The organism is Paraburkholderia sp. GAS206C (assembly GCF_050435645.1).
In the GTDB taxonomy this organism is placed as follows: domain Bacteria; phylum Pseudomonadota; class Gammaproteobacteria; order Burkholderiales; family Burkholderiaceae; genus Paraburkholderia; species Paraburkholderia phenazinium_B.
On sequence record NZ_JBNDKR010000002.1, the window covers coordinates 448,751 to 460,915 of the forward strand.

Annotated in this window: 8 protein-coding genes; 1 reads left to right on the plus strand and 7 read right to left on the minus strand. The window is 60.3% G+C overall.

From position 1 onward, the window contains the following. Positions 1-163 precede the first annotated feature (163 nt). Positions 164-550, minus strand: a complete 387-nt coding sequence (locus P3T20_RS06440; RefSeq protein ID WP_074265658.1) for a hypothetical protein — start codon at positions 548-550, stop codon at positions 164-166. Positions 551-763: 213 nt separating this feature from the next. On the opposite strand from P3T20_RS06440, the gene P3T20_RS06445 reads away from it, so the two are divergent. Beyond that, positions 764-1,864: an MraY family glycosyltransferase gene (locus tag P3T20_RS06445; protein WP_429286434.1), complete on the plus strand. Its 1,101-nt coding sequence runs from the start codon at positions 764-766 to the stop codon at positions 1,862-1,864. A gap of 70 nt (positions 1,865-1,934) precedes the next feature. On the opposite strand, the gene P3T20_RS06450 is transcribed toward P3T20_RS06445, so the two are convergent. The 6 genes from P3T20_RS06450 to P3T20_RS06475 form a co-directional block, all read right to left on the minus strand. Next, on the minus strand, positions 1,935-3,821 hold the full coding sequence (locus tag P3T20_RS06450) for a polysaccharide biosynthesis protein (protein ID WP_429286435.1): 1,887 nt from the start codon (positions 3,819-3,821) through the stop codon (positions 1,935-1,937). 5 nt (positions 3,822-3,826) lie between these two features. Further along, positions 3,827-4,861, minus strand: a complete 1,035-nt coding sequence (locus P3T20_RS06455) for an MraY family glycosyltransferase (RefSeq protein ID WP_429286436.1) — start codon at positions 4,859-4,861, stop codon at positions 3,827-3,829. Between the two features lie 8 nt (positions 4,862-4,869). Then, positions 4,870-5,826: a UDP-glucose 4-epimerase family protein gene (locus tag P3T20_RS06460; RefSeq protein ID WP_429286437.1), complete on the minus strand. Its 957-nt coding sequence runs from the start codon at positions 5,824-5,826 to the stop codon at positions 4,870-4,872. Continuing rightward, entirely contained in the window at positions 5,823-6,668 is an 846-nt protein-coding gene (locus P3T20_RS06465) for a glycosyltransferase family 2 protein (protein WP_429286438.1), read from the minus strand. Before P3T20_RS06465 ends, P3T20_RS06460 begins: the two co-directional genes overlap by 4 nt. Before the next feature lie 266 nt (positions 6,669-6,934). Then, positions 6,935-8,308, minus strand: a complete 1,374-nt coding sequence (locus P3T20_RS06470; protein WP_429286439.1) for a glycosyltransferase — start codon at positions 8,306-8,308, stop codon at positions 6,935-6,937. A 111-nt stretch (positions 8,309-8,419) separates the two neighbouring features. Continuing rightward, positions 8,420-12,154 carry a glycosyltransferase gene (locus P3T20_RS06475; RefSeq protein WP_429286440.1) on the minus strand — a complete coding sequence of 1,245 codons (3,735 nt, stop codon included), beginning with the start codon at positions 12,152-12,154 and terminating at the stop codon, positions 8,420-8,422. Between the last annotated feature and the right edge of the window lie 11 nt (positions 12,155-12,165).

Sequence of the window (12,165 nt, forward strand, 5' to 3'; positions counted from 1 at the left end):
CCGTATCGTCCTGGTCCTGCGGCGCATGACCTAGGCTCCCTTACACTTCGCCGCCTCTGGGTTAACGGACGAGCGGACCCCGTGCTAGATAGGGGGAATCCATGACAGACAGGGGTTTGCCGGGAGAGACGGAGTCAGTATGTGGGACTGACGGAGGCTGTCGTTACCGCTGGGTGACTTTCCACAGAATGGAGAACGTCGTCTCCCCCATGGTCAGATAGCCGGTCGCCATGCAGTTATCAGAGCGTGGATCACACAAGAGGGTCAGTTTTTGCTTATTGGTGAAATCGAGGTTGACCGGCGGATCAACCTCTGTGTGTTGCGGTGCCGGCACGTTGTAGACAAAGGGATAGCTCTGTCGCGGTGTTTTCGAGTGATCACCAAGAACGACCAGCGTGCCGCTATGCGCAGGGGCGGGGTCGAAATGCAACTCGGCCGTATCGGCCATTTGGGTGACACCGGTCATTACCACGGGATGCGAATAACCATCGGCCATGGCAACGCACGCTACAAAAAGCAGAATGAAAGCAACGTGAAACTTCCCAAACATAGGGCGCACTCTGTCAGACGAACAAGCCGAAAGTATGACTGAACGGCCAATTCTTTTCAGTGGCGACGCGGTAGCCCTACGGGCGCCGTCGACTGGGCCTGATGAGACCACTGGCCGTGGTCACTGACTGAACTGTAGTCCGTCCCCGCGCGCTTTTTCGAGGCCCGCACATTTCGTTTGTATAATTCGGCGTCTTCGCTCAGGCTCACTTTCATGCTTAGTTTCGCGCTCGGGTTTCTCGTCTCACTGCTGGTCACCCTGTTGATCGTGCGCTACGCGCATTTGCATGAAAAATTCTCCACCGATACCGACCTCTCCGGCGTGCAGAAATTTCACGCCAGCCCAGTGCCGCGGATCGGCGGAACGGGCATTCTGATCGGACTGGTGGTATCGGCCTTGCAGTTGCACTACTCCTACCCCGCCGTCTCCGGAGGCATTCTGGGTCTCGTGGCGTGCGGTCTGCCGGCGTTCGGGTCGGGGCTCGTCGAAGACCTGACCAAGAAGGTTTCCCCGCTCGTGCGGCTCGTTTGTACGATGGCCGCAGCGGCCCTCGCCTACTTCCTGCTGAATATTGCCGTTACGCGAATCAGCGTGCCGCCGCTCGATTTTCTGCTCTCCTACGCAGTCATTTCGTGTGGGGTGACGGTGCTCGCCGTTGCGGCACTTGCGAACGCGGTGAATATCATCGACGGCTTCAACGGACTGGCGTCGATGGTCGCGTTCATGATGTTCGCATCGCTCGCGTATGTGGCGTTCGAGGTATCGGACCCGGTCGTCCTGTCCGCGTCGCTCATCATGATGGGCGCGGTGATGGGCTTTTTTATCTGGAATTTCCCGGCCGGTCTGATCTTTCTCGGGGACGGGGGGGCGTATTTCATCGGCTTCATGCTCGCCGAACTCTCGATCATGCTGGTGATGCGCAACCGCGACGTCTCGGCGTGGTACCCGGTTCTGCTGTTCATGTACCCGATCTTCGAGACCTGCTTCTCGATCTACCGGAAGAAGTTTATTCGCGGGATGTCACCGGGAATTCCGGACGGCGTGCATCTCCACATGCTGGTGTACAAGCGGTTGATGCGCTGGGCCGTTGGGGTACGGACTGCGCGCGAATTGACGCGGCGCAATTCGCTGACCTCGCCCTACCTGTGGCTGCTGTGTCTGGTGGCTGTGGTTCCGGCCACGTTGTTCTGGCGGCACACGCTACACCTGTTCTGCTTTGTGATGGTCTTCGCAGCAACTTATGTGTGGTTGTACGTAAGCATTGTGCGGTTCAAGTCGCCGCGGTGGCTGGTGGTCCGGAAGGGTAGGAAATAACAAAAAAGGCGCACTGGGCGCCTTTTTTTGTCTCTCAACGAAGTGCCTGCGGTCGAGGTAATTCAATCCCTCACAGCGCGGCGCGAACATCCGTCACCGCCGGAACACCTTGCAGCGGCGGCGCGAGGCTTGGCTGATACTCAGGCACCCAGCGCCGCAGATCGCGGCGCACTTCGTCGTCTGCCGGCACGCGGTGCTGCATCAGCCACGGCAGCAGTTCGTCCAGCAGGTTGTCGGGCACCCCGCGCGCCTGCGCGATCCGCAACTTGGTATGCGGGGTACGCGTGGTCGTTTCGTCGTCCGCCAGCAATTCTTCGTACAGCTTCTCGCCCGGCCGCAGACCCGTAAAGACGATGCGGATGTGCTCCTCACTGAAGCCGTATAACCGAATCAGGTCGCGGGCAAGATCCACGATCTTCACCGGCTCGCCCATGTCGAGAATAAAAATCTCGCCGCCGCGTCCCATGCTTGACGCCTGCAACACAAGTTGCGAAGCCTCGGGAATAGTCATGAAGAAACGCGTAATCTCAGGGTGAGTCACGGTGACCGGACCACCCTTCGCGATTTGCTGCTGGAACTTCGGAATCACGCTGCCGGCGCTGCCGAGCACATTGCCAAAACGCACCGTCTCGAACTGCGTCCGCGAACTTGTTTGCTGCAAGGCCTGGCACGCCATCTCCGCGAGCCGTTTGCTCGCGCCCATGACGTTGGTCGGGTTGACCGCCTTGTCGGTCGAGATCAACACGAAGTGCCTGACGTCATGACGGATCGCCGCACGCGCCACACGGTAGGTACCGAGCACATTGTTGCGCACTGCCTGCCATGCGTTCTGCTCTTCCATCAGCGGCACATGCTTGTAGGCCGCGGCGTGAAAGACGATATGCGGCGTGTACCGCGACAGCACGTGATCGAGCAGCAGCGAATCTTTCGCATCACCGATCACCGGCACCACGGACAAGCCAGGGAAGCGGTCGTGCAACTCTTCCGTGAGCTTGTACATCGCAAACTCGGACAAATCGTAGGCGATGAGTTGAGCCGGCTCGAAGCGAAGAATCTGACGGCACAGTTCCGAGCCGATCGAACCGCCCGCTCCGGTCACCATCACCACGCGATTGCGGAGCAGCGCCTCCACGTGCGGCGTATCGATCTTCACCGGATCGCGGCCCAGCAAGTCTTCAAGGTCGATCTGGCGCACGCGCGACAGGAACGCCTGCCCTTGCGTCAGCGTGGTCAACGCCGGCAACACCATTGCGCGCACGCCTGCACGCACGCAGAGCGTTGCGACGCGACGCTGCGCTTCGACTGAAGCTGAAGGGATGGCGATGATCGCGTATTCGGTCTTGAGCGATTCGGCGAGCTGCGGCAATTCGCTAATCGGGCCTAACACCTTGTAGCCGTAAATCTCTCGGCCATGCTTGGACACATCGTCGTCGAGCAGCCCCACGAGCCGCCACTCGCTCGAGCGCGAGAGTTCACGAGCGAGGCTCGCGCCTGCGGAACCTGCGCCCAGAACCACGACGGGCTTACCCTGCGCAACCAGGCCACCGTAAAGATAAAACTCTTTGGTCGCCCGATAGAGCGCGCGCGAGCCGCCCATTGCAAGGAAAAGAAACAGCGGCGAAACCACCAGCACGGAGCGCGGAACGATCGGAATCGGCTGAACCATCACCGACACGACCATCGCGACTACTGCGCCGGTTGCGACCGACTTCGCAATCCGGATTAGGTCCGGCAGGCTCGCGAACACCCACATGCCCCGGTATAGGCCAAAAATCCGGAACATCACGCCGTAGACGGGGAGCACCCAGACCAGCGAATGCAATGCGCCCGCCCGGAAATCCACCGGGACGGAACCGTTGAAACGGATGACGTACGCGACGAGCCACGCCGCGCAGACCGCACACAGGTCGAATAGAAATGCGCTGAGAGATAGCAGCGAGGCCTTGTTTCTTAGCATCAGCGTTATACCTCAGTTGATTGTTCAGACAGTGTTGATTGAAAACGACGCCAGCGCAAATCGACCGCCGCGCCCATCAGGCACAGAACGACGATCCATGCCGCGACCGCGCACCATTGAACAGCCGCAGAACGGCCAAGTATGCTTAAAGCAATCATTATGCCTGTGGCCATCACCGCATACCACAAGCTAGCGGTTCCAGCGTGACCCACGCCCGAGCGCACCATGCGTTGATAGTAGTGCTCCCGGTGCGCTTGCCAAAACTTTTCACCACGCAAAAGGCGGCGGGCGAGCGTGATCGAGGCGTCGGTGATGAACGGCGCAAACACCATGAAAGGGAGCCAGATAGGCCAGGCACCGCCCAGCCAGCCCCAATACCCTAACGCGCCGGCCAGAAAGCCCAGCGAGATCGAGCCTGCATCGCCGAGAAAAATTCGCGCCGGGTGGAAATTGAACAACAGAAAGCCCAGCGCCGCGCCGGCGACCGCGGCGCACGCCATTGCCAGTTCGGGCAGCGCATGGCCGCCGATGAGCGCGGCCACGGCGTAACCGCCGAAGCCGAATAGCGCCATGCCACCGGCCAAACCGTCCGCGCCATCCATAAAATTGTAAAGATTGACCAGCCAGAGCATCAAAAACGACAGGACGGCGAGCACCCACCACGGCACCGGCGCAGGATTGAGCACGACGAATCCCACCACCGCGATCAGATGCGCGGCAAATCTGACCCGGGCGGGTAGTCCACGGCGGTCGTCGATCTGCGAAACCGCCGCCAGGAATGCCGCCGCCACGGCGGCGCTCCACAGGCTCGGCGCCATGAGCAGCGTTGCTACCACCGATACCGGCACCAGCCCCCAGCCACCCACTCGTGGCGTGGGGCGAACATGCAGCGAACGGTCGTTCGGGATGTCAGTGGCGAGACGCCATGCCAGACCGGTCTTCAACAACGCGAGGAGGATCGCCGCACAAACGACCGCGGCTGCCGCTGCGACCACGCCGACATCTGTCCAAAGTGAATTTCCAAAAACTTGCATGAGCATGGACGACCTCAACGCGTCGATCGATACCAACGGGCCGTCGCAGCCAGGCCGTCTTCGGTGGAATACGGAGGTTGCCAACCCAGAACGGAGCGGATCCGGCCTGAATCGACCTGAAGACTCCCCACGAGGCGCTCGATCTGCGGCGAGCGGTGCGTCAGCCGTCCTGCCAATCGCAGCCAGCTCGTCGGCACCGGCACGAGCCGCGCGGGCCTCTCCAAATGCTTGCCCAACGAGCGCGCCAGTCCAGCGACCGTCGGGTCGTCACCATCCGCGACGTGGAAGCATTGACGCGCAGCACGCGGATCGGTCGCACAACGCGCCAGCGCGTCCGCGAGGTTGTCGACATACACCAGGCTGCGCCTTGCGCGAACTGAGCCAAGGGGCAGCGGCATACGCTTCCAGACGGCATCCATCAGGCGCAGGAAGTTGGCACGCACGTCCGGGCCATAGACCAGCGGCGGCCGCACAATCACGATGTCGAGCCCGGTTTCCTCGCCGAAGCGCAGCAGAGCCTGTTCGGCGGCGTACTTCGAACGGCCATAGGCGTCTTGCGGAGCGGGCAGATCGTCTTCGCGCAGCGGTCGCCCCAAATCGCCCTCGGCTAAGGCCTTGATGCTGCTGACGAAAACAAAGCGCCGGGCACCGTTGTGCAAGGCCGCCTCGGCGATCCGCAAAGTACCGTCAACGTTGGTAGCGTGGAAGGCCGCATCGGGGTCCACGGCATCGTCATTGAGGACGTGCACGCGCGCTGCCAGATGCACTACGCTCTCGGGTCGCAGGCCTTGCGGCCAATCGGTCTTCACGTCCTCGAAATCCTTCCCGGCGCTCACCCACTCGTGCACGCCATCAGGACAACTGCCTGCCTGCCGCACAAGGCCTGTGACTGCGTGTCCGCCGTCAACGAGCGCACGGCACAGCGCCCGCCCGACAAAACCATTTGCGCCGGTTACGAGGATCTGGCTCATAGCCACTTCCAGCCGAAGCGGCTAAAGAACTTGTACGCCGACGCCATAAACATCTTGATATGGGCCGAACCTTTGCGCGCGGCGCCGCCGCCGTGGTGCAGTACACGCACAGCCGGTGCGTAGACGACGCGAGCTACGTCATGCGCACGCAGGCTCAGGTCGTAATCCTCGAAGTACAGGAAATAGCGAGCGTCGAAACCCGCCAGTTGCTTGAGCACGCCAGTGCGGAACAACATGAAACAGCCACTCACGATGGGTGGGTCCCAGACGATGTCGCGTTCGTTGATCACATCGCGCATTTCATAACGGGCAAGACGGCGCGTGAACAGACGGCGGACGCTGCCCGGCAGAAAGCCCCGTACGAAGAGGTCGAGCAAGGTCGGATAGCGGCGACACAGAAACTGCTGACGGCCCTGTTCGTCGCCGATCCATGGCGTCAAAAGACCGACCTCGGGGTTGGCTTCGAAGAAGTCGACTGCGCGCAGCAGTGCGTCACGGTCCAGATCGATGTCCGGGTTGAGCACGAGGTGATAACGGCTAGCTGTACGCTCGATAGCCAGATTGTGGCCGCGACCGTAGCCGACATTGCCATGACCGCTGAGAATGGACGTCTCGATGCGACGTGTTTTCAGTGCGTCGAGCTCGCGCTGGACGTCCGGCAAGCCACCGTTGTCGACGATATACAGTGCAACCGGCAGACCGGGACGTACGACCCGCAGCGCTTCACAGGCGGCGCCAAGGCTCGCGAGCGTACTCGTTAATTGGGCCAGCTCCGGCCGATAGACGACAACGGAGACGGACAGCCCTTCAGTTTCTGGACGCGGCGCGCTTGTAGCATTCATGTAAGTGAGAACTGCGTGTCTTATGGACGACACTTCGTTGTGTGGCCGCAACAACCCCCGAGTGTGCGCAATGTTGTGCAGTTCGGCAACCCGATTTTCCTTTTGTTACTGCGCACGAAGCCACTATCAAGCCCCAGTTATTTTGCCTCAATTCAGGCTGCAGACTGCAAAATAAATGGACTTACACGTGTAAGGTCGTGAAGGATTTCTTGCCGCCCCAAGGCCGGATGTGGCCCACCCTGCGGCTTGGTCTTCCTGGCTGCGACTCAACGGGTACCGTGCTCTCCAGGCATCTCACCGGCCTCACCTGTTCCAAACAGGACATCAAGCCGCTTACGCATCGCCTCCCCCACGGCAGCGGGGTTGTACCTGTGCAACACATACTCGCGGGCTCTCTCTCCGCGTTGTTTGCCTTCCACCGGATTTGATACTGCTTTTCGCATGATTTCTACAGCGGCATCCTGATCGGGTTCAGCCCAGTACTGGCCACGAGACCAGGGATATTCGTGCGCCTCCAGCGGACGCAGGTTGTAGGGAACCGGATAGCCCGTTTCATCTGTCAGGAAGTCGGCGCTGCCTGAGTAACCGGTCCCGATAACAATGCGCCCAAAGGTCATCGCCTCGGCCATTCCAAGGCCAAAACCTTCGGCCCGGTGTAACGATACGTAGGAGTCTGAAGCACGTATCAAGCCGAGCACTTCCTCGCGGGGCATGTTTCGATCGAAGCTCGCAATGCGGGGATCACGGGCCATCGCGTCTGCGATCACGGCCTTCATGTCGGGATAGTGATCGGGCGCCCCCGTCGACTTGATCACCAGGCCAACGTTTTCGTCGCCGCGTGGGAAAGCGCGCTGGAAAGCCTCAAGCACACCGAGCGGGTTTTTTCGGAAAGGCGAGGAGTAGTAATCGAAGCTAAACATGAAGTAAAAGCGTCCTTCCTCCAGTCCGAAGTACGCTCGCCCGGGGTGCTCTCCGCCCGTGTCCTCCATGGCCGGAGGCATGATGACGATCGGGCCGGCGAAAATATGTGCGAATGCATCGGCGATGAACTGGTTGGGCGCCCAGATCTCGTCGATGTTGGCCAGGTGTTCCCGCCATTCCTTCGGCGCCTTGGCGAGTTCCCAATACGTGCAGAGGATGTTGTAGGACTGTGCCGTCAATTCCCGGCGGAGCGTCTTGAACACCTCGGGCACGAAGTCCGGAGCCACCTGAATTACGTTGACCTTGTAGGAATGGTCCTTGTCATAGCGATGCTGCATGTACGGCGCGATCAACCGCGTCTCGATGCCTTTCTGAAACGGATAGACAGCAAACGGGAAGCCAGCCGCCTCGGCCCCGTCCAGGTTTGCCCTGAATGCCTGGCCCAGGCCTAGTGCGCCTTCAGCGTAGCCGATGAACAGCGCCCCCGGGCGTAGCCCCTGCGCTGCTAGCGCGGTGGCAAGGCGCGACTTGCTCGGACGCAGTTTTCTCAATGGCGCGATGCGTATTATCTTGCGCTTGAGCCATAGCATTCGCGACTGAACATAGGGGCCGAGGAACTGGCTCCAGGAGGCGCTGATCGCATGCCTCAATCCTTGACGCTTTCGCTGCTCGGCGAAAAAACGGCGCAACGTATCGAGCCGTCGGACAACGCGTGCCAAGGTAACCTCCTGGCTGATTGAGCAAACCGTACTCGCGGCGCGATGAACGGTTAGCAGAGGAGACGAAATTGAGGCGCCGCCTCTCTCGAGTGTGGCGCGTCGTGGGGAGAGTTACGTATCAGCCGATGCTGCAGGCTGCTGCCCTTCTGGGAGCCACGTCTTGTACCATCGATTGCCGAAGATCACATCGCACAACTGGCGGTAACTGCTGTCCCACGTAAGCGATGCCGGAAAGTCGGCGCGCGGGACAAAACCGTCTGTCACCCAGTTGCGAATCGCGACCGCGAGATCCTGTGGATCGTCGCCCGAGAAATAGCGTATCCGGTCGCCAACCATTTCCCGAAACACGGGTAGATCGCGGGCAAGCACCGGAACACCTGCATGTAGCGCCTCGGCGATCGGCAGGCCAAACCCCTCGTGCCGGGACGCCATCACGAGACCCGAGCTTGCACCATAAAGCGCTCGCAACCCGGCGTCGCCGCACCCGCGCAGCCAATGCAGACGCTTGCCCAATTCGGGCGAGCGCTGAAGCTGGCGGGCAAATGCCTCCATATTCCAACCCTGATTGCCGACAATGATCAGGCCGATATCGTCGCCATCTGCCCATAGACGCTCGAACGCTGCAAGAGCTTGCGAGTGACCTTTGCGCGGCTCGACCGTACCGACCATGATGACGGTGGGCCGCTTTTGTGCACTCTCGATAGCAACGAGCGTCTCTGATGAAATGCCATCATCCAGGCTTCGCCCTGGGAAATCCGCGCCAAGATGAACAGCGCCGATTGGCAGCGGTCTGTCCCGGCGACCAGGTTCCTCGCTTAGCCACGTACTCACATCGTCGGCCACAACCTGCGAAATACAAACGGCGGCGTCGGCTATGCTGAGCATCCGGCCATACCATTCGGCGACCAGTTTTGCGACATCGGCTGGAAACAGTTCGGGGTAGCGCAACGGCAATAGGTCATAAACAAGCACCACTACTCGCAGGCCATCCAGTCGCAACCGTCGCAGCTCATCGAACTCCGCCGGAGTCATGTTGGGGTTAACATCGGCACACAGCAGGACATCTCCCGGCCGGACGTCGAGCGGCCTTTCCGGAAGGTTCAGCGGTTCATGCCCAAGAATGGCGAGTGGCGCAGCATAGGTGTGGCGGAACCGTCCGCCAACTGCGCGCACGGCCTCGCCCTGCCTGCCCTGCGGTGGTGTTTCGAGTGCCCGCCGGACAATCTCGCGCACGACCCGCTGGATACCGGTACCGAGGTCAACACGTGCCAGATCCGATACGTCGATCAGCAAACGCGGGTATCCGCCGCCCCGCCATGGCGACGGAAAGCTTCGAGCGATGGCACGCGCCGCCATACCCAATCCATCCGGCAAACTTGCCACGGCCTCCATTTCGGACTGCATGCTTCTTGCAATAACTGCCGCGCTGGGTGCCGCATACGCTTTTTCGATCGCATCGAAATAAGCTTGCGCGATTGCCTGCGGCGCAAGCTCCCGTTTCGCGTAAGCGCGGCCGGCGGCGCCGAGCTCCGACCGCCGGGCGGGGTCGCGCATGAGCGCGGCCAGCGTCACTGCAAGGTCCGACGAGTCGGCGTCGTCTGGTAGACCAAGGACAACATCCTTCGGCAATTCCGCTGCTGAGCCATGACAATTAACGATCAGCGGCAGGCCTGCAAGCAGCACATCGGCCACTGCTGCTGAGCTCTCCCCGCGCGAACCCGTCCGCCATTGGACCGCCACATCAGCCGCCGCGAGCCAGGCATCGTAAAGGTCTCGAGACAACCGGCCGGTGAAGACGATCCCAGCACGTTCGTCACTTATCGTCTCCTGCTGAACTTCTTCCGAGACATCACCGGCAAAAACGAGGCGACCGGCGAGGCCTGACTGTCGCCAGGCGTCGGCAAGCAGTTCTGGACATTTAAGTCGCGTAACGTACCCAAAGCTGCACACCACGAACTCATCATCCGTGAGGCCAAGCGTCGCTCTCGCCGTCTTCCTGTCAGGTCGCGGGCGATCGGCCCGCAACAGCGGAATCACGGAGACATTGCTCATACTCTCAGTACCGAAATGTTCCGACAGCACCGCCACTCCATGAAGGGAGTGTTGAATCACGCCCACAGCACTTTCGAGCACCGATAGCGAGCAAGGGTAATGTTGCAGCGTCGCTTCCCGACCACGCTCGGCCTCGAAACGCAATGCGGGATAGCCGTGCGATTGGAGCAGCGCGGCCCGAAAGCCATCACGTTGCTCGTTTGGGCGCGGCAACCAGTTCAGATAGTCGGACAGAAACGCATCGTGCAGCACGACCATCCCTGGAACCCGCGGCAGCAGATCTTCCATCTGGAACCGATGAAAACTCGAGTTGCCGATCTGGTACAACACGCGATCAAACTGGCCAGCCTTAAGTAGAAATTCCTTTGGGCTCAATCGTGAGAACGCCCAAAGACGTACATCTGTGGTCTCCGTTTCGCTAACGAGCGTGATGTCGTAATGGCGCGCCAGTGCGGTCAGCAAGTCGGCGCTGTAATCGGCGATGCCACTGGTTTGTGGTGGGAGTGGTGATACATACGCCAGGCGCAAACGCTTCGGCAGCAGACCGTGAATACGTGTTTTACCCTGCTCAGTCCGCTGCCTATGAATTGTTTCAAGAGCGTCCCATGCACGCGATGCCGAGGCTTGCCACGTAAAACGACTTGCCTGAACGGGGCCGTACGCCGCCAACTCATCGCGAAACGCTGGGTTCTCGAGGACTTTGCGCATGCAGGACGCAATAGCCTCCGGATCCTCCGGGTCGAACGTCGCATCCTCACGGCCGATCACTTCCGGCAAACTCGTTACGTTACTGGCAATAGCGGGCGCGCCGCAGGCCATCGCCTCAGCGAGCGGTAAGCCGAATCCTTCATGACGTGAAGGACACACGAACAGGCCGCAAATCGAATACAGCGCGCGCAGATCCTCCTCGGCGACAAACGGCACAAAAACTAGCCGGTCTTCCGGTACGCCAACCCGACGGGCTGCCTGATAGAGTTTTTCCCGCTCCCGTCTGCCCGCTACGAGGAGCTGATGACGGGCCTGCAACTCGGCAGGCAAGCGCGCATAAGCCGCGAGAAGTCCCGCTTCGTTCTTGTTAGGGCTATCCGCAGAAAGAAACATGACGAATCCGTCCTGCAGACTGTATTTCTGCAGCAATGCAGCCCGCCCCTCGCTCGACAATGTTGCCGGATGGAACTCGGGCCCAATGCCCGCGCGAATATTGAAAATCCGATCAGGCGGATACGACAGGTGATCTATTGCTTCTTTGCGACTCGATTCGGAAATGGCCAGCAAGCCTTCGCAGAGAGACATTTGCTGAACCGCACGGTAGTACAAGCGCGTATGCGGTGAGGGGGTTTTGGACAAGCCAAAGACATCGGAATGATGTAGCAACGGGATCAAATCGTAACAGGTCGCTACTAACGGCAGTGGCATGAGTTGTCCCGCCGAAGCACTGATGACGTCGTCGCTTGCTCCGTCAAAAAGGCTGGCTACGTGCACCAGATCGGGTTTCAGCGAAGCAAGAAATTGTGCTCTTAGGGTTTCGGCAAACGGGCGTCGCGCAGAATCATGAAACAGCGCTGCGGTATCGCGTGGCGCGTACCATACGCAGATGCTCTCGCGCGGCAGGATCTCCGCAAATTTGTCGGATAGCTCTTCCGCAGTATCGAGGAACGCGCCACTGAGCGCGATGATTACCTCGTGCCTACGCGCGTCACGGGCCATCGCCAGAGCAAGTTCGCGCGAATAACGTCCAATGCCACGTACGCTACTGTCCCCTTGGGCAGCCTGTAAATCGATGACAAGACGCATGCTGTCAGCCT